General features: G+C 59.1%; 17 protein-coding genes. 4 read left to right on the forward strand and 13 right to left on the reverse strand.

From position 1 onward, the window contains the following. Window positions 1-57: 57 nt before the first annotated feature. The 11 genes from HQL44_01200 to rpiB all read right to left on the reverse strand — a co-directional run bounded on the left by HQL44_01200 (window position 58) and on the right by rpiB (window position 10,109). The gene (locus tag HQL44_01200) at window positions 58-2,136 is read right to left on the reverse strand and encodes a sodium-translocating pyrophosphatase (protein MBF0267184.1); all 2,079 of its coding nucleotides are present in this window, start codon (window positions 2,134-2,136) and stop codon (window positions 58-60) included. Window positions 2,137-2,386: 250 nt separating this feature from the next. Continuing rightward, window positions 2,387-2,827, reverse strand: coding sequence for a hypothetical protein (locus HQL44_01205; protein MBF0267185.1), 441 nt, complete (start codon window positions 2,825-2,827; stop codon window positions 2,387-2,389). A gap of 26 nt (window positions 2,828-2,853) precedes the next feature. Next, window positions 2,854-3,840: a thiamine-phosphate kinase gene (gene thiL / locus HQL44_01210; GenBank protein MBF0267186.1), complete on the reverse strand. Its 987-nt coding sequence runs from the start codon at window positions 3,838-3,840 to the stop codon at window positions 2,854-2,856. Continuing rightward, window positions 3,824-4,309, reverse strand: coding sequence for a transcription antitermination factor NusB (gene nusB / locus HQL44_01215; GenBank protein ID MBF0267187.1), 486 nt, complete (start codon window positions 4,307-4,309; stop codon window positions 3,824-3,826). The genes thiL and nusB overlap by 17 nt, the downstream gene beginning before the upstream one ends. Further along, window positions 4,306-4,767, reverse strand: a complete 462-nt coding sequence (ribH, locus tag HQL44_01220) for a 6,7-dimethyl-8-ribityllumazine synthase (GenBank protein MBF0267188.1) — start codon at window positions 4,765-4,767, stop codon at window positions 4,306-4,308. The genes nusB and ribH overlap by 4 nt, the downstream gene beginning before the upstream one ends. Window positions 4,768-4,779: 12 nt before the next feature. Continuing rightward, window positions 4,780-5,895: a 3,4-dihydroxy-2-butanone-4-phosphate synthase gene (gene ribB, locus HQL44_01225; protein ID MBF0267189.1), complete on the reverse strand. Its 1,116-nt coding sequence runs from the start codon at window positions 5,893-5,895 to the stop codon at window positions 4,780-4,782. 5 nt (window positions 5,896-5,900) lie between these two features. Beyond that, window positions 5,901-6,494: a riboflavin synthase gene (locus tag HQL44_01230; GenBank protein ID MBF0267190.1), complete on the reverse strand. Its 594-nt coding sequence runs from the start codon at window positions 6,492-6,494 to the stop codon at window positions 5,901-5,903. Continuing rightward, the gene (gene ribD / locus HQL44_01235; GenBank protein ID MBF0267191.1) at window positions 6,494-7,579 is read right to left on the reverse strand and encodes a bifunctional diaminohydroxyphosphoribosylaminopyrimidine deaminase/5-amino-6-(5-phosphoribosylamino)uracil reductase RibD; all 1,086 of its coding nucleotides are present in this window, start codon (window positions 7,577-7,579) and stop codon (window positions 6,494-6,496) included. Before ribD ends, HQL44_01230 begins: the two co-directional genes overlap by 1 nt. 278 nt (window positions 7,580-7,857) lie before the next feature. After that, on the reverse strand, window positions 7,858-8,343 hold the full coding sequence (gene nrdR, locus HQL44_01240; protein MBF0267192.1) for a transcriptional repressor NrdR: 486 nt from the start codon (window positions 8,341-8,343) through the stop codon (window positions 7,858-7,860). Between the two features lie 12 nt (window positions 8,344-8,355). After that, a complete protein-coding gene (locus HQL44_01245) occupies window positions 8,356-9,630 on the reverse strand; it encodes a serine hydroxymethyltransferase (GenBank protein MBF0267193.1) in 1,275 nt (424 codons plus the stop codon). Window positions 9,631-9,662: 32 nt separating this feature from the next. Further along, entirely contained in the window at window positions 9,663-10,109 is a 447-nt protein-coding gene (rpiB, locus tag HQL44_01250; GenBank protein MBF0267194.1) for a ribose 5-phosphate isomerase B, read from the reverse strand. Between the two features lie 346 nt (window positions 10,110-10,455). Between rpiB and HQL44_01255 the strand changes: the two genes are divergently transcribed. After that, on the forward strand, window positions 10,456-10,893 hold the full coding sequence (locus HQL44_01255; protein MBF0267195.1) for a MucR family transcriptional regulator: 438 nt from the start codon (window positions 10,456-10,458) through the stop codon (window positions 10,891-10,893). A 62-nt stretch (window positions 10,894-10,955) separates the two neighbouring features. On the opposite strand, the gene HQL44_01260 is transcribed toward HQL44_01255, so the two are convergent. After that, complete coding sequence (locus tag HQL44_01260) at window positions 10,956-14,201, reverse strand: methylmalonyl-CoA mutase family protein (GenBank protein MBF0267196.1); 3,246 nt, start codon at window positions 14,199-14,201, stop codon at window positions 10,956-10,958. Between the two features lie 251 nt (window positions 14,202-14,452). On the opposite strand from HQL44_01260, the gene HQL44_01265 reads away from it, so the two are divergent. The 3 genes from HQL44_01265 (at window position 14,453) to HQL44_01275 (ending at window position 17,021) form a co-directional block, all read left to right on the forward strand. Continuing rightward, window positions 14,453-15,745 carry a PLP-dependent transferase gene (locus HQL44_01265; GenBank protein ID MBF0267197.1) on the forward strand — a complete coding sequence of 431 codons (1,293 nt, stop codon included), beginning with the start codon at window positions 14,453-14,455 and terminating at the stop codon, window positions 15,743-15,745. 77 nt (window positions 15,746-15,822) lie between these two features. Then, window positions 15,823-16,821: a porphobilinogen synthase gene (hemB, locus tag HQL44_01270; protein ID MBF0267198.1), complete on the forward strand. Its 999-nt coding sequence runs from the start codon at window positions 15,823-15,825 to the stop codon at window positions 16,819-16,821. 5 nt (window positions 16,822-16,826) lie between these two features. Then, entirely contained in the window at window positions 16,827-17,021 is a 195-nt protein-coding gene (locus HQL44_01275; GenBank protein ID MBF0267199.1) for a DUF2283 domain-containing protein, read from the forward strand. On the opposite strand, the gene HQL44_01280 is transcribed toward HQL44_01275, so the two are convergent. Then, window positions 17,008-17,607 carry a hypothetical protein gene (locus HQL44_01280; GenBank protein MBF0267200.1) on the reverse strand — a complete coding sequence of 200 codons (600 nt, stop codon included), beginning with the start codon at window positions 17,605-17,607 and terminating at the stop codon, window positions 17,008-17,010. The two genes, HQL44_01275 and HQL44_01280, sit on opposite strands and share 14 nt — an antisense overlap. Window positions 17,608-17,737: the final 130 nt, after the last annotated feature.

Below are 17,737 nucleotides of genomic sequence, written 5' to 3' on the forward strand. Positions count from 1 at the left end.
ATGAAAAGCCCCGGAACCTTGCGGCTCCGGGGCTTTCCGGTCAAGCGGTTATCAAGATTAGGCAGCAACCATGGCCAGCAACAGAATGGCCACGATGTTGATGATCTTGATCATCGGGTTGACGGCCGGACCGGCGGTGTCCTTGTACGGATCGCCAACCGTGTCGCCCGTGACGGCGGCCTTGTGGGCATCACTGCCCTTGCCGCCGAAATGGCCGTCTTCGATGTACTTCTTGGCGTTGTCCCAAGCGCCGCCGCCCGAGGTCATCGAGATGGCGACGAACAGGCCGGTGACAATGGTGCCCATCAGCATGGCGCCCAGCGTCACGAAGGCATGCGCCTGACCCGCCACCAGAAGGATGACGAAGTAGACCACGATGGGCGCGAAGACCGGCAGCATCGAGGGCACGATCATTTCGCGGATCGCGGCCTTGGTCAGCATGTCGACGGCCTTGCCGTAATCAGGCTTGCCCGTCCCTTCCATGATGCCAGGGATTTCCTTGAACTGACGACGCACTTCGATCACCACCGAACCGGCGGCGCGACCGACGGCCATCATGCCCATCGAACCGAACAGGTAGGGCAGCATGCCGCCGATGAACAGGCCGATGACCACATAGGGGTCGGACAGTTCGAAGTTGAGCTGAAGCTGCGGGAAGTAATGCTTCAGATCTTCCGTGTAGGCGGCGAACAGCACCAGGGCGGCCAGACCGGCGGAACCGATGGCGTAACCCTTGGTGACGGCCTTGGTGGTGTTGCCCACGGCGTCCAGGGCGTCAGTGATCTTGCGGATGTCCTTGGGCATGTCGCTCATTTCAGCGATGCCGCCCGCGTTGTCCGTCACCGGGCCATAGGCGTCCAGGGCCACGACCATGCCTGCCAGGGCCAGCATGGTGGTTGCCGAGATGGCGATGCCGAACAGACCGGCCATCGTGTAGGCGACGATGATGCCGCCCGAGATGACCAGAACCGGAAGCGCCGTCGATTCCATCGACACGGCCAGACCCTGAATGACGTTGGTGCCATGGCCGGTAACCGAGGAATTGGCGATGCTGGTCACGGGGCGATAGCCCGTGCCGGTGTAATATTCGGTGATCCAAACGATCAGACCGGTAACGACCAGACCGATCAGCGCGCAGATATACAGGTCGCGACCCGTATAGGACATGCCGCCGATCGGCGTCGAAAAGCCAGCCGTCATGTAGATCGACACGCCGACCAGAGCCGCCGAAATGACGCCAGTGGCGATCAGGCCCTTGTACAGAGCCTTCATGATGTTGTTGTCAGCGGACAGCTTGACGAAGAACGTGCCCACCACCGAAGCGGGGATGCACACGCCTGCGATCACCAGCGGCAGCATCATCATCGACGTCATGACGTCGCCGGTGAAGAAGATGGTCGCCAGCAGCATGGTGGCCACGATGGTCACGGCATAGGTTTCGAACAAGTCGGCAGCCATGCCGGCGCAGTCGCCCACGTTGTCGCCCACGTTGTCGGCGATCACGGCGGGGTTGCGGGGGTCGTCCTCGGGAATGCCTGCTTCGACCTTGCCCACCAGATCGGCGCCGACGTCAGCGCCCTTGGTGAAGATGCCGCCGCCCAAACGGGCGAAGATGGAAATCAAGGAAGCGCCGAAGGACAGAGCGACCAGGGCTTCCATGATGGCGCGGGTTTCGCCCGGCATCCAAGCCGAGAGAACGCCGTAATAGCCGGCAACGCCCAGAATGCCGAGACCGACCACCAACAGACCGGTGATGGCGCCCGACTTGAAGGCGATGTCCAGGGCGTATTGCATGCCGCCCGTGCGGGCGGCGTCGGCGGTGCGCACATTGGCGCGGACCGAGACGTTCATGCCGACATAACCGGCGGCGCCCGAAAGCAGCGAACCGATCACGAAGCCGAGTGCAACGTGAACGCCAAGACGCCAAGCGATCAGAACCGCGATGACCACGCCGACGATGGCGATGGTGCGGTACTGGCGGTTGAGGTAGGCGCTAGCACCTTCCTGAATGGCGGCAGCGATTTGCTGCATGCGTTCATTACCGGCGGAAGCCGCCAGAATCGATTTGGTGGCGTAAGCGCCATAGGCCAGCGCAAGCAGGCCGCAGACGATTACCAAGATAAAGGCTGTCGACATGGTTTTTTGTTCCCAGAGCGAGATGTGTCGGACGAACTGAAGAAAACCCCTGTGGTCTTTGGCGTCCAGCCAGGGCGAAACCTAGCTGGGTGCCGAAGAGGTGGCGAATTTGCCAGATTGCCTCCCCCCACGCAACACGACTCTTGCAAAATTGGTAGGGAAATACCCACCCTGCAGGGTGGTTACGCTACGGAACCCCGTGAATCATAAGTATATTATAAAATCATGATCTACGAATATGTTGTGCAAATCAGCGTTCAAATATCTCGACGACCAGCACATCCGTCACGACTCCGGGTCCCATCACCTTGGCGATGTCGGACAACATACGCGGTTTCAACTGAGACAGATCGGTGGTGGGGCGGTTCTTCAGATGCACCGGCAGCACGATTTGCAGATTGGTGATCAGCGTGTCGCGGATGCGCGGCATCATGTGCGAAACCTTCGAACGGTACTCGTCCTTCGATTCCAGGCGCAAGGTCATGAAGACCTGTCTTGGTTTCTGATCCGGGATGAAGACGGGGATCGAAATCGATTCCATGTCGATGAAGGCCATTTTCACCACCGGCGCCGCGACCGGTTCAACGGTTTTAGGCTTGGCGAAGGGGCCGATGCCGAAAACGACCATGGCGCCGACGGCGCCGCCGCCCAGCAAAATCAGAATCACGACCAGAATGACCAGCTTTTTCATATCCCCACCCTATCGAACAAAAGAAATCAGAAGTGACGCCACCCTGCTAAGGGGATGGCGATGGGCGCTCCCGAAGCGTCCAACGCTTGAACGCCCGCACCTTCCGCCATGTGACCGATCACGGTCAAGCCCAAGCGAAGGCGCGCCGCGATTTCTTGCAACTGCGCCACGTTGGAAGCGGGTGCCGTGATCAGCAATTCGTAATCGTCGCCACCGGCAAGAATGCGCTCGCGACGCTTCGGATCGTCCTTCAGCGCCGTTCTGGCGGGCGACGACAAGGGAATGTCTTGCTCGCGCACGATTCCCGCCAGCCCCGAAGCCTTGCAGATATGCGCCAAATCGGCCAACAGACCGTCGGAAATGTCCATGCCAGCATGCGCCTTGCGGCTGGCCGCCAAGGCTTGTCCCAGTTCCAACCGGGGGCGCGGCAACAGATAGCGGTCGGCCAGCCATTTGCGTTCGTCCTCGAACAGATTGGCCAGCTTACCGTCCAGCGCGTCAAGCCCCAGGGCGCCGTCGCCGATGGTGCCGGAAACCAGAATCGCATCGCCCGCCCGAGCCGCCGAACGTTTGAGGGCGCGTCCCTCCTCCACTTCGCCCAGCGCGGTTACCGCCAAGGTAAAGGGGCCAGGCGTGGAGACCGTATCGCCGCCGATGATGGGAACCGAGAATTCGGCCTTGTCTTGCGCCAGTCCCTTGGCGAAACGGGCGAGCCAGGCTTCGTCAACGCCCTTGGGAAAACAGGCGGCCACCAACAGGCCAAGCGGCTTGGCGCCCATTGCCGCCAGATCGCTTAGATTCACACGCAATGCCTTGCGGGCCACTAGATCGGGCGGGTCATCGGTCCTGAAATGCACGCCCGCCACCAGAGCGTCGGTGGTGACGACCAAGCGGCAACCGGGCGAAATCGGCACCAGAGCAGCGTCGTCCTTCAGATTCAAAGCACCGGGAAAGCCCTCGGCCAAGGGGGCGAACAAACGTTCGATCAGATCGAATTCACCCAATATTGCCATCGTGCAGCGTTTTGGCCAGACGGTCGAGGACGGCATTGACCAGCCCCACTTCGGGACCGTCATAAAAGCTGCGGGCGATGTCGGTATATTCGCTGATCACCGCCTTGGGCGGCAGATCCTTTTTGCCCATCCACAATTCGGCCACGCCAGCTTGCAAGATGGCGCGCAGCAAGGGTTCGATGCGTTCAAGCTCCCAGCCCGAAGACAGGCTTTTGGCGATCATCGCATCGATGTCGGCGCTTTTCATCGATGCCTCGCGCACCACGGCGACCAGATGTTCACGGTCGGGAGCGGCGATGTCGGCGTCGGCGTCGGATTCGTCCAGACGCAATGGACCGGCCAAGTGCTGCGCCAGCACCTCGTCGACGCTTTGGTCGGCCACTTGAATTTGATAAAGCGCCTGCACGGCCATCAGCCTGGCCACGGCGCGCCGTTTGGGCAGCGGCGCTTTGGATGGGGATGAACTCATTTCGGAATCAGGCGAAGTTCGCGCTTGATTTCGATCATGCGCAGGCAGGCCCTGGCCGCCTGGCCGCCGAAATTACGCCCATCCACCCGGGCGCGCTCCCAGGCCTGTTCCTCGGTCTTGCAGGTCAACACGCCGTTGCCCAGCGCCAATGTGTATTGGATGGTCAGATCGTGCAGCGTGCGCATGGTCGAGCTGCTGATATGTTCGTAATGATCCGTCTCGCCCTGTATGGCGCAGCCCAGCGCCACATAGCCGGAATAGCGCTCGTCGGTGGCGCGCAGTTCCATGGCGCGCACCGCATAGCGGATGGCGGCGGGAATTTCGTAAATGCCGGGAACGATGACGCGCTTGTATCCGGCGCCCACGGCGGCCAATTCTTGCACCGCGCCATGGATCAGATGGTCGCTGATGTCATTGTAGAAGCGGGCTTCGACGATCAGAATGCTCATGCCGGCCATGATGCAATGCTCCTAAACGACAGGGATCGGACGCTGTTCGACCAGATTGAGGCAGTAACCTTCGGCTAGGCCGACGATGGTGCGCTTGGTGTTCGACAACAAGATCATGTCCTGGATGCCAAGATCGAGAAGAATCTGGGCGCCCACGCCATAATCGCGCAACTCGACGGCGGGCGCCACCCCTTCCCTGGCCCTGACGCGATCAGACAGGCTGGTCGGCATGGGTTCGCGGATCAAGACGACGACGCCGCGCCCTTCCTTGGCGATCATCTCCATGGCGGCATGCAACTCGCCGCCGCGCCCCAAAGATTTGTCGCCCAGCACGTCGTCCAGCACCTTAAGGGCGTGCACGCGCACCATGACAGGTCCGGCAGATTTTATGTCGCCCTTGACCAGGGCGATATGTTCGGCATAGGCCACGGTGTTGACGTAAACATGCATCATCCATTCGCCGCCATGGATGGAATCCAACGTCGAGGTGATTTCCTTCTTCACGATCTTGTCATAGCGCCTGCGATAGGCGATGAGGTCGGCGATGGTCGCCATCTTGAGGCCATGCAACTGCGCGAATTTCACCAGATCCGGCATGCGGGCCATGGTGCCGTCTTCGTTCATGATCTCGCAGATCACGCCCGACGGGTTCAAGCCAGCCAGACGCGAGATGTCAACCGTCGCTTCCGTATGTCCGGCGCGGACCAGCACGCCGCCGTCCCTGGCGATCAGGGGGAAAACATGGCCGGGCGTTACGATGTCGTATTTGCTGGCCTTGGGATCGATGGCGACCTGAATGGTGCGCGCCCGATCGGCCGCCGAAATGCCGGTGGTCACGCCTTCCCTGGCCTCGATGCTGACCGTGAAGGCCGTTTGATGGCGCGTGCCGTTGTCACGGCTCATCAAGGGGATTTCAAGCGCCTCGATGCGTTCGCGGGTCATGGTCAGGCAAATCAGTCCGCGCCCGTATTTGGCCATGAAGTTGACGTTGTCGGGATTGGCGAACTGAGCGGGAATGTACAGATCCCCCTCGTTCTCGCGGTCCTCGTCATCGACCAGAACGACCATGCGGCCCTGGCGGGCCTCTTCGATGATCTCTTCGATCGGCGACAGATAATCGGCGTGGGACACAGCTATAAACCTCAATCTTTCTCAAGAAGCCGGGCAACATAGCGCGCCAGCATGTCGATTTCCAGATTAACCCGATCCCCCACTTTGTATTTGCCGAAAGTCGTCACTTGGCATGTATGGGGGATGATGTTGACTCCGAACAGGGCGCCGTTCACTTCATTGACGGTCAGGGACACGCCGTCGATGGCCACCGACCCTTTGGGGGCCATGAACTTCTTAATGCTTTCAGGGACTTCAAAGGTAAAGCGCAGCGATTCGCCCTCAGGCTCGATCGACACCACGCTGCCCACGCCATCGACATGGCCGGAAACGATATGGCCGCCCAGTTCGTCACCCACCTTAAGGGCGCGCTCCAGATTGACCGGGCTGCCCACGTCCCAGCCACCCAGGGTTGTTTTGTCCAGCGTTTCCAACGAGGCGAAGACGGAGAACCAGCCGGGGCCGGTTTCAACCAGGGTCAGGCACACGCCGTTGTGGGCGATCGACGATCCCAGGGGGATTTCATCGGCCTTGTAGGAGGTGGATATCTCGAAGCGCGCTTCGCCGCCGGGACGTTTCTCGATGGCCTTGACGCTGCCAAGATCGGTGATGATGCCTGTAAACATTACGTTTCCCTTACCCTTTCTAAAACCTGTTCCATGTCATTGCCCAAAGCGCGCGCGCCCAGGCGCGCAAAGCGCGGCATCTGGGCCAGCGCATCCACCCCAAAGGCGGAAGCCGCCGGAACGCCGTCGCCGCCCATGATGCCGAGGGCGTGAAACCAGACCAGCCGGTCGATCAGATCGGCCCTGAGGAGGGCGGCGGACAGATGCGCCCCTCCCTCGGCCAGCACGCGCGTCAGCCCTGCATCGGCCAGTTTGCGAAGACCTTCCCCAAGATCGGGATATCCGCCCTCGCCCGGCGAAACCTCGATCAAGCGAACCCCCGCTTTCTCGAACACATGACGCCGCTCGCGCGGGCCGTTTTCCAAGGTCAGCAGCCAAGTGGGGATGTCTTTCGCACTCTGCACCAGCTTGGACGTTAAGGGCAGGCGCAAGCGGCTGTCGGCCACGATGCGCACCGGACTTGCCAGATCCAGGCCCGGCAAGCGGCAGTTCAAATCGGGATTGTCGGCCAGCGCCGTGCCGACACCAACTAGAATGGCGTCGTGGCTGGCCCTGAGCATGTGGCCCGCCGATCTGGCCCGCTCGCCGGTGATCCATTTGCTTTCGCCCCGATGGGTGGCGATGCGCCCGTCCAGCGTGGTGGCCAGTTTCAAAGTGACCAGGGGGCGGTTGTTCAGCACCCGGCTGAAGAAACCGGCGTTCAGGTCTTTGGCTTCATCTTCCAAGACGCCGATCTCGACATCAATTCCCGCCGAACGCAGCATCTCGATGCCGCGCCCGGAAACCCGGTCGTCGGGGTCTTCCGCCGCCACCACGGCCCTGGATATGCCCGCCCGAATCAAGGCCTCGGCGCAAGGCGGCGTTTTGCCGTGATGGGCGCAAGGTTCCAAGGTGACATAGGCGGTAGCTCCCCTCGCCCCCTCGCCTGCCCTGGACAGCGCTTCCGTTTCGGCATGGGGTCGCCCGCCGGGCTGAGTCCAGCCCCGGCCCACGACCGCCCCGTCCTTCACCAGAATGCAACCCACCGCCGGATTGGGCCAAACGCGGCCCAACCCGCGCCGGGCCAAGCCCAGCGCCGCGGCCATATGGGCCAGATCAGTGACCGTCCGGGAGGTTGTCATGAGATTTCACGGGCGTGGGTTGAGGCGATCCAGCAGGAGAAGGGCGCGACATGATGCGGGGACATCATGAGCGGCCTTCGACGAACTGGGCGTCCAACCCAAGCCCGCCTTCGGTCGCCATGGCCATCCCGACTGGTTCGTTGCGAGGCCTCACCGATGAACCACATCGCCTTCGGCCTCGCGCCTGCCATTCGGGGCTGGCGATGGCGATGAAATACCATGAGAACCTCCCGGATGGTCACTCAGTCCTTGAGATGGTCACCCGACACCAGATGTCCAAGCCCGCCCAGGCTTCCGATGAATTCCTCGAAATCCTTGGCCTCGCGGAAGTTCTTATAGACAGAGGCGAAGCGGACATACGCCACCGGATCGAGACTGGCCAAGGCTTCCATCACCAGTTCGCCAACCGTGGATGACGGGATTTCGCTTTCGCCCGAGCTTTCCAGACGGCGCTGGATGGAATTGACCACCCGTTCCACCCGCTCGGGATCGACGGGCCGCTTGCGCACCGCGATCTCGATCGAACGGGCCAGCTTGTCGCGGTCGAAGGGCACCTTCTGGCCATTCTTCTTGACCACCGTCAGTTCGCGCAACTGCACGCGCTCGAAGGTGGTGAAGCGCGAGCCGCAGGACGGACAATAGCGCCGACGGCGAATGGCCGAATTATCGTCAGTCGGGCGCGAGTCCTTGACCTGTGTGTCTTCGTAACCGCAGAACGGACAACGCATGGTGCTTCCCCCTTAATAGATTGGATATTTGCGGCACAGATCGGCCACTTTGGCGCGCACGGTCTTTTCCGCCGCTGAATTGTCGTTGGGATTCTGGCTAAGGCCGTCCAGCACGTCGCCGATCAGGTCGCCCAGATATTCGAAATCGGCCTTACCCAGCCCCCTTGTGGTGGCGGCGGGCGAGCCTAAGCGAATGCCCGAAGTGATGGTGGGCTTTTCGGGATCGAACGGAATGCCGTTCTTGTTGCAGGTCAGGCCTGCATGTTCCAGGCTGGCTTCGGCGGCCTTGCCGGTCAGCTTCTTGGGACGCAGATCGACCAGCATCAGATGGGTGTCGGTGCCGCCGGAAACGATGTCCAGGCCGCGCTTCATCAGCCGGTCGGCCAAGGCGGCGGCATTTTCCTTCACCTGCTTGGCGTACAACTTGAACTCGGGACGCAGCGCCTCGCCGAAGGCCACCGCCTTGGCGGCGATGACATGCATGAGCGGGCCGCCCTGGATGCCGGGGAAAATGGCCGAGTTGATCTTCTTGCCGATGTCCTCGTCGTTGGACAGGATCATGCCGCCCCGGGGGCCGCGCAGCGTTTTGTGGGTAGTGGTGGTGACGATATGGGCGTGCGGCAATGGGCTGGGATGAACGCCGCCCGCCACCAGACCGGCGAAATGGGCCATATCGACCATCAGATAAGCGCCCACACCGTCGGCGATGGCGCGCATGCGGGCGAAATCGATGATGCGCGGATAGGCCGAACCGCCCGCGATGATCAGCTTGGGCTTGTGTTCCCTGGCCAGCTTCTCGACCTCGTCGAAATCGATCTGGCTGTCTTGCAGGCGAACGCCGTATTGAACGGCCTTGAACCACTTGCCCGACTGGTTGACCGACGCACCGTGGGTCAGATGTCCGCCCGCCGCCAAGCTCATGCCCATGATGACGTCGCCGGGCTGGACCAGTGCCTGGAACACGCCCTGATTGGCTTGCGAGCCGGAATTGGGCTGAACATTGACGTATTTGCAATCGAACAGTTGCTTGGCCCGCTCGATGGCCAGCGATTCCGCGATATCGACGAATTCGCAACCGCCGTAATAGCGCTTGGCGGGATAGCCCTCGGCGTATTTATTGGTCATGACCGAGCCTTGCGCTTCCAACACCGCCTTGGAAACGATGTTCTCGGAAGCGATCAATTCGATCTGGTCTTGCTGGCGGGACAGTTCCAGGCCGATGGCCTTGGCGATCTCGGGATCGGATTCAGCAAGCGATTTGGTGAAGAAGCCATGCATGACGGTCATTGATGAGCGGTCCTTAGGTCAGATGTCAGCGATCAGGTGCGGGCAAGTCCCATTTTATCGACGCGCCGCTGGTGGCGACCGCCTTCAAATTGGGTATCCAGAAAGGCTTTCAGGCAGTCGCGGGCCACTTCCGGCCCCATGGTGCGCCCGCCCAGAACCAGAACATTGGCGTCGTTGTGGCTGCGGGCCAGCCTAGCCGTGGTGACGTCGGTGACCAGGGCGGCGCGGATGAAAGGATAGCGGTTGGCGGCAATCGAAATGCCGATCCCCGTCCCGCACATCAAAACGCCGCGCTTGGCGTTGCCGGAACGGATGGCCTCGGCCATGGCCTCGGCGAAATCGGGATAATCGACCGAATCCGGCCCGTCGGTCCCCAGATCCAGCACGCCATGGTCCAGCTTCAGAAGCTCCTCCTTCAGAAGAGCCTTCAGTTCAACTCCCCCATGGTCCGAGGCAAGGGCAATGACGTCACGCGGCATGGGTAAACCAAGCATCCTGCTAGAGTTCGGGGAACCAGAGCGACTTTCCTACCATATCTCGGGCTAACTTGCCAACCAGCCGACTGATGACGAATGCATGTCGCCGATGCCGAGTCGGGGCAAGTCATAACGACCATAGCGTCATCAGTATTGGAGGCTATTCGCGTTAAAAACCTTGGTACCCAAACGTAGAACCAGCGGGGTTGATAACAACTCAGCGAAATACTACTGCATTATCTCCGTCGCCTGAAATACTCATTACTCATAACAAGTCTGGTTTAAATTGACAGTCGATAAGAAGTATGCCTGAATACGTCATCGTGACGAACATTCAAGGCTTAGTTCCATGAACGAGAAAGTTGAACAGAAAATAAGCAGGCAAGAACTTCTCCGCTTGGCCGGAGAGGTCGTCTCGGCTTACGTGGGCAAGAACCCACTGCCTGCCGCACAGATTTCAGAAGTCATCGAAATGGTCTACGCCACTTTCAGCAATCTGGGCGATGGTACCGTGGAAGTGAAGGCCGAAGCCCAGAAGCCGGCTGTCAATCCCAAACGGTCGATCTTCCCTGACTACATTGTCTGCCTTGAAGACGGCAAGAAGCTCAAGATGCTCAAGCGCCATTTGCGCACCACTTACGGCCTGAACCCCGACGAGTACCGGGCCAAATGGGGACTGGGTGCCGACTATCCCATGGTCGCCCCCAATTACGCCACCCAACGCTCTGATTTCGCCAAGAAGATCGGCCTTGGCCGCAAGCCCGGCTCGCGCAAGACCCGTAAATAAATTACTGAATTTAAATTACGAAACATGGATTCAAGGCCGGGTTATAATACCCGGCCTTTTCTTTACATATTGCGTCGATACTGGCCGCCGACTTCAAACAGCGCCGAAGAAATCTGGCCCAGCGAGCAGACGCGCACCGCTTCCACAAGCTCGGCAAACAGGTTGCGGTTCTCGATGGCCGCCTTTTGCAAATTGGCCAAAGCCTGCTTGGACGCCTTGGCATGGCGCTTGTGGAATGCAGACAGCCGTTTGATTTGATTGGTCTTCTCATCGTCGCTGGACCGCGACAGAACGACGGGACGCGCGGCTTCCGGCGCCGGGTTCAAGAAGGTGTTCACCCCGATGATCGGATACGAGCCGTCATGTTTCTTATGCTCGTAGTACAGGCTTTCGTCTTGGATCTTGCCGCGTTGATAGCCGGTTTCCATGGCGCCCAGCACGCCGCCGCGCTCGGCGATGCGCTCGAATTCGCTTAAGACCGCCTCTTCGACCAGATCGGTCAGTTCGTCGATGATGAAGGCTCCCTGGTTGGGGTTCTCGTTCTTGGCCAGTCCCCATTCGCGGTTGATGATCATCTGAATGGCCATGGCGCGGCGCACCGATTCCACGGTCGGCGTGGTATAGGCCTCGTCATGGGCGTTGGTGTGCAGGCTGTTGCAATTGTCGTAGATGGCGATCAGGGCCTGCAACGTAGTGCGGATGTCGTTGAAATCCATTTCCTGGGCGTGCAGCGAACGGCCCGAAGTTTGGATATGGTATTTCAGCTTCTGCGACCGTTCCCCGGCGCCGTATTTGAAGCGCATGGCCACCGACCAGATGCGCCTGGCCACGCGCCCGATGACCGAATATTCAGGGTCCATGCCGTTCGAGAAGAAGAAGGACAGGTTGGGCGCGAAATCGTCGATCTTCATGCCGCGCGCGAGATAGGCTTCGACATAGGTGAATCCGTTGGCCAGCGTGAAAGCCAGTTGGCTGATCGGATTGGCCCCGGCTTCGGCGATGTGATAGCCCGAGATCGACACCGAATAGAAATTGCGCACCCTGTGCTGGACGAAATATTCCTGAATGTCGGCCATCAGCTTCAGCGCGAATTCGGTCGAGAAGATGCAGGTGTTCTGCCCCTGGTCTTCCTTCAGAATGTCGGCTTGTACGGTGCCGCGCACATTTTCCAGCACCCAGGCGCGAATTTTTTCCGCCTCGCCCTCGGTGGGGTCGCGGCCATTTTCGGCCTTGAACCTGTCAAGATTCTGCTCGATCGCGGTATTGAAGAACATGGCCAGGATCATCGGCGCCGGGCCGTTGATGGTCATGGAAACGCTGGTCATCGGGTTGGTCAGGTCGAAGCCCGAATACAGCACTTTCATATCGTCAAGCGTGGCGATGGAAACGCCGGAATTGCCCACCTTGCCATAGATGTCGGGCCGCGTGCCGGGGTCGTTGCCGTAAAGGGTGACGGAATCGAAAGCGGTCGACAGGCGCTTGGCGTCGGAATCCTTGCTTAGGAACTTGAAGCGTTCGTTGGTGCGAAAGGCGTCGCCCTCGCCCGCGAACATGCGCGTCGGGTCCTCGTTCTCGCGCTTGAAGGCAAAGACGCCCGCCGTATAGGGGAAGGTGCCGGGCACATTCTCTTTCAACAGCCATTCCAGCAGCGTTCCATGATCCTGCCAGCCGGGCAGCACGACTTTGGGAATTTTGGTGCCCGACAGCGTGGTGCTGGTCAATTGGGTGCAGATGGTCTTATCCCTGATCTTCACCACATATTCGTCGCCAGAATAGCTTTTCTTCACCTTGGGCCAGATGTCGAGCAGCTTCTTGGCCCTGGGATCGAACAGAATTTCGCGCTTGGCGATCTCGGCGTCGATTTCCTTCGATCCCTTTCCAAGCATGCGCTTGGTCTCGTTCAACTGCTGAAGCTCGCGGGCCAATTGCGATTGTTCGCCGACCGTCTTGTGATAGCCGCGCACGGTCTCGGCAATCTCGGCCAGATAGCGCGTGCGCGCGGGCGGTACGATGGCGGCCCCTGTTTCGGAATAGCGCTTGCCGCCCGTCTTGAAACGGGTTTTCGGCAGTTTGGCCCCCTTGCCTTCAAGCTGGGCGCGCAGTTCAAGATACAGGGCCGTCACGCCCAGATCGTTGAAGCGAGAAGCGATGGTGCCGAACACCGGCATCGTTTCGGCATCCTGGCCGAAGGCTTGGCGGTTGCGCTGGATTTGCTTTCTAACGTCGCGCAGCGCGTCTTCGGCGCCCTTGCGGTCGAACTTGTTGATGGCGACCAGATCGGCGAAATCGAGCATCTCGATTTTTTCAAGCTGGCTGGCAGCGCCGAATTCCGGCGTCATCACGTAAAGCGACAGGTCGGCCAGATCGGCGATGGCGGAATTGCCTTGGCCGATGCCGGGCGTTTCCACGATCACCAGATCGTAACCGGCGGCCTTGCAGGCCTGCACGGCGTCGGCGACGAAGGCGGGCACTTCCGAGCCTGCGTCACGCGTCGCGATCGAGCGCATGAAAACATTGGGGCCGCTGATGGCGTTCATGCGGATACGATCGCCCAGAAGCGCTCCGCCCGATTTGCGCTTGGTGGGATCGACCGCCAGAATGGCGATCTTGTAGGCGTCGCTATCGAGAAGAAACCGGCGGATGACCTCGTCGGTCAGCGACGATTTGCCAGCCCCGCCGGTGCCGGTGATGCCCAGCACGGGAACGACGCCCCTTTTCTTGGCCGCATCGGCCAGCGACTTTTTCGTCTTGGCGTCGACCTGACCATTTTCAAGCGCCGTGATCAGGCGGGCCAGTTGGGCCGTGTCGGACAAGGACTTGACGGCAGGAACGCCGCCCGCAGCCGGATTGAAATCGGCCTTTTTCAGCATGTCGTTGATCATGCCTTGCAGACCCAGATGATGGCCGTCTTCCGGGCTGTAGATGCAGGCCACGCCGTAAGCGTGCAGTTCCTTGATCTCATCGGCGACGATCACGCCGCCGCCGCCGCCGAACACCTTGATTCCTGGCCGCCCGCGTTCCTTCAGAAGATCGATCATGTATTTGAAATATTCGACATGGCCGCCCTGGTACGAACTGATGGCGATGCCCTGGACGTCTTCTTGGATGGCGGCGCTGATCACTTCATCGACGGAGCGGTTGTGACCCAGATGGATCACCTCGGCGCCCGAGGACTGCAAGATGCGCCGCATGATGTTGATGGATGCATCATGCCCGTCAAACAGCGACGCCGCCGTCACGAAGCGCAGCTTGTTCTTGGTCTTGATCGGCTTTGGCGCTTGGGGCTTCAGGCTTCCATCATCGGGCATGACGTTCACTCCGGTTCGGATGTCTTGGCATCCTTCATTCATGCATTCTTCGCTTGCCAGCGGGTTTTGGCAATTGCCCGCTTCGTCTCTTTGAATATTACCTTTACGTAAACGTCATAACAACATGGATTTCGTATTAAACATATAATTTTTGTTGTACGTGTGTTTTGCACACAGGAATGAGGATATATTCTTGACACGCTCATCGAAGCTGTGTTTGATGACTTTTTTTCATGCGAGGGTCAATTTAGATGTCCGTTTCGAGCAAGAATCCTGAAACCATCGTGCTGCACGCCGGTTGGCGAGCTGATCCCACCACCCAATCGGTGGCGGTGCCCATCCATCAGACCACCAGCTATCAATTCCACCACACCGAACATGCGGCCAATCTGTTCGCGCTGAAGGAATTGGGCAACATCTATACCCGCCTGATGAACCCCACCACCGATGTGCTGGAGCAACGCCTGACGGCGCTTGAAGGCGGCGCGGCAGGCTTGGCCGTGGCATCGGGCCAGTCGGCCACCACCTTCGCCATTCTGAACCTGTGCTCGGCTGGCGACAATTTCGTCACTTCGACCGATCTGTATGGCGGCACCTGGAATCTCTTTGCCAACACCTTCAAGCAGTTGGGCATCGAGGCGCGCTTCGTCGATCCGGCCGACCCTGAAAGTTTCCGCAAGGCCACCGACGCCAAGACCCGCCTGTATTTTGCGGAAACGCTGCCCAACCCGAAACTGAATGTCTTTCCGATCAAGGAAGTGGCGGATATCGGCCGCTCGCTGGGCGTGCCCCTGATCGTCGACAATACGGCGGCCCCTATCATCTGCCGCCCCTTCGACCATGGCGCGGCGGTGGTGATCTATTCGACCACCAAATATATCGGCGGCCATGGTACCAGTATCGGCGGCATCATCATCGATGGCGGCAATTTCGACTGGGAAAAGAACCCCGAACGCTTCCCCACCCTGAACACGCCCGACCCCAGCTATCACGGTGCCGTGTGGACGCAGGCGGTCAAGCCATTAGGCCCGATCGCCTATGTGCTGCGCATTCGCGTGACCTTGCTGCGCGACATAGGCGCGGCGCTGTCGCCTTTCAACGCCTTCCAGCTCATCCAGGGGCTGGAAACCCTGCCCTTGCGCATCCGCGCCCATTGCGACAATGCGATCAAGGTTGCCGACTATCTGGCCAAACATCCCAAGGTGACCAAGGTCATCCATCCCAGCCAGCAGTCGGGCGAGGCCAAGCGTCGCGCCGATGCGTATCTTAAGCGCGGCCTGGGCGGGCTGGTCGGCTTCGAGCTTTCGGGCGGCGCCGATGCGGGCCGCAAATTCATCGACGCGCTGGGGCTGTTCTATCACGTCGCCAATATCGGGGACGCGCGGTCGCTGGCCATCCATCCGGCCAGCACCACGCATTCCCAGTTAGGGGCCGAGGATCAGTTGGCGTCGGGCGTGTCGCCCGGTTACATCCGCCTGTCGGTGGGGCTGGAACATATCGACGACATCCTGGCCGACCTCGACCAGGCTTTAAGCAAGGTCTGATCCGGCAAAATATCTGGTGATTAGGAACCGGCGAAGGGGTAACCTTTCGCCGGTTTCGTCATTTTGAGAGCGCGTCCATGACCAGTTTTCCAGGAAGCTTTCCCTCTACCCGCCTGCGCAGGCTGCGCAAGCATCCCTGGTCGCGCCAGTTGGTGGCCGAGAACGCGCTGTCGCCCGCCGACCTGATCTGGCCGGTTTTCGTAATCGAGGGCAAGGACAAGCGCGAAGCCATTTCCTCGATGCCGGGCGTAGAGCGGCTCTCGATCGATTGCTTGGTGAAGGCTGCGGGCGAAGCCAAGAAGCTGGGCATTCCCGCCATCGCCATCTTTCCCAAGATCGACGCCAAGCTGAAAACGCCCGACGGCAAGGAAGCCTGGAACGGCGACAATCTGGTTTGCCGCGCCGTGGCGGCCGTCAAGAAAAAACATCCCGATCTGGGCGTGGTCTGCGACGTGGCGCTTGACCCCTTCAACAGCGACGGCCATGACGGCATCTGGCAGGGCGGCGACGTGTTGAACGACGCCACGGTCGAACTTTTGTGCCGCCAAGCCTTGGTGCAGGCCGAAGCCGGCTGCGACGTGATCGCCCCATCCGACATGATGGACGGTCGCATCAAAGCCATCCGTTCGGCCCTGGACGCCTCGGGTTTCGAGAATGTGCTGATTTTAAGCTATGCCGCCAAATACGCTTCGGCCTTCTATGGGCCGTTCCGCGACGCGGTGGGATCGAAGAACGCGTTGAAGGGCGACAAGAAAACCTATCAGATGGACCCCGCCAATTCGAACGAGGCGCTGCGCGAAGTGGCGCTGGATTTGGCCGAGGGTGCCGACATGGTGATGGTGAAGCCGGGCCTGCCCTATCTGGACATCATCCGGCGCATCAAGGATGAATTCCAGGTGCCCACCATGGCCTATCAGGTCAGCGGCGAATACGCCATGCTGAAGGCAGCCGAGAAGAACGGCTGGCTGGACGGCGAGCGCGCCATGGCCGAAACCCTGCTCTGCTTCAAGCGGGCCGGCGCCGACGCCATCCTCACCTACGCCGCCGTTGACGTGGCGCGGAAGTTGGGGAAGTAGAGGCGTTGAACATCACCTACGATCCCGATACCGACACCATGACTTTGGACTTTTCGAACAAGCCCGTCGCCGAAAGCGATGAGAGCAAGCCGAACGTCATCATAGACTACGATTCCGAAGGGCATATTGTGTCGATGGAAATCCTCGACGCCTCGCTCCAGATGGCCGATGTCCGGCACGTGGATTTCAAGGTGGCATAGAGGTGTTTTTTTCAGCTTCCTTCGCAGGGAACAATTCATCCATAGGATCAGGGAATTCTTTGTTTATCCAGTAACTCGTAGCAAACCATGTCGCATATATCGTCCCCACAAATAAAGTAAAAAGATAATTCTTATTTGATTTAAGTTCAATAAATTCTAGTTTATAGACCTTACTAAAAAAGTAATCTGATGAAGTTATGTAGAATAAAGTTATAACAAGAGCACAGAATGCAAAGCATATTATAATAAGCTTTGCTCTATACAAAAAAACATTTGCCCAACTCATCTTTCTTGAGTCAACAACATCACCCTGCTCCGGCTTTGATATACTTCTTAAAACATGACCGATATCTCCGCGATTGGAAACATACCCCATGGCAAGTAAGAAAAACAAATAAAGAGAAAAATATAGCAGAATGGCAAATTGATCAGAATACGATAAATTGTGAGGCGATTGCATCATAAAATCTTTTGCAATATACCCAACTGCAAATCCTATTGCAGCGCCAAAAACTGATAACTGTATCTTCTTAATAGAATCACGCTCTTCAATATTTACCCATAATGCTTCCGCTTTGGTTTTCATTATATCCATCAATTTATATCCATCAATCGCATCTGTTTAATCGTAATGGAAGGCACGTTAAGTATGATAATACCAAAACGTTTGCGGAGTAGGAATGAAGAATCCTCATTACATAGAAGAAAAATATTGA

It is taken from the genome of Alphaproteobacteria bacterium (assembly GCA_015231795.1).
Taxonomy (GTDB): Bacteria; Pseudomonadota; Alphaproteobacteria; order Rhodospirillales; family WMHbin7; genus WMHbin7.

Coding starts and splice junctions, on each gene's coding strand:
- HQL44_01200 (MBF0267184.1), bottom strand. CDS start 2,136: ATGTCGACAGCCTTTATCTTGGTAATCGTCTGCGGCCTGCTTGCGCTG.
- HQL44_01205 (MBF0267185.1), bottom strand. CDS start 2,827: ATGAAAAAGCTGGTCATTCTGGTCGTGATTCTGATTTTGCTGGGCGGC.
- thiL (MBF0267186.1), bottom strand. CDS start 3,840: ATGGCAATATTGGGTGAATTCGATCTGATCGAACGTTTGTTCGCCCCC.
- nusB (MBF0267187.1), bottom strand. CDS start 4,309: ATGAGTTCATCCCCATCCAAAGCGCCGCTGCCCAAACGGCGCGCCGTG.
- ribH (MBF0267188.1), bottom strand. CDS start 4,767: ATGGCCGGCATGAGCATTCTGATCGTCGAAGCCCGCTTCTACAATGAC.
- HQL44_01230 (MBF0267190.1), bottom strand. CDS start 6,494: ATGTTTACAGGCATCATCACCGATCTTGGCAGCGTCAAGGCCATCGAG.
- ribD (MBF0267191.1), bottom strand. CDS start 7,579: ATGGCCGCGGCGCTGGGCTTGGCCCGGCGCGGGTTGGGCCGCGTTTGG.
- nrdR (MBF0267192.1), bottom strand. CDS start 8,343: ATGCGTTGTCCGTTCTGCGGTTACGAAGACACACAGGTCAAGGACTCG.
- HQL44_01245 (MBF0267193.1), bottom strand. CDS start 9,630: ATGACCGTCATGCATGGCTTCTTCACCAAATCGCTTGCTGAATCCGAT.
- rpiB (MBF0267194.1), bottom strand. CDS start 10,109: ATGCCGCGTGACGTCATTGCCCTTGCCTCGGACCATGGGGGAGTTGAA.
- HQL44_01255 (MBF0267195.1), top strand. CDS start 10,456: ATGAACGAGAAAGTTGAACAGAAAATAAGCAGGCAAGAACTTCTCCGC.
- HQL44_01260 (MBF0267196.1), bottom strand. CDS start 14,201: ATGCCCGATGATGGAAGCCTGAAGCCCCAAGCGCCAAAGCCGATCAAG.
- HQL44_01265 (MBF0267197.1), top strand. CDS start 14,453: ATGTCCGTTTCGAGCAAGAATCCTGAAACCATCGTGCTGCACGCCGGT.
- hemB (MBF0267198.1), top strand. CDS start 15,823: ATGACCAGTTTTCCAGGAAGCTTTCCCTCTACCCGCCTGCGCAGGCTG.
- HQL44_01280 (MBF0267200.1), bottom strand. CDS start 17,607: ATGAAAACCAAAGCGGAAGCATTATGGGTAAATATTGAAGAGCGTGAT.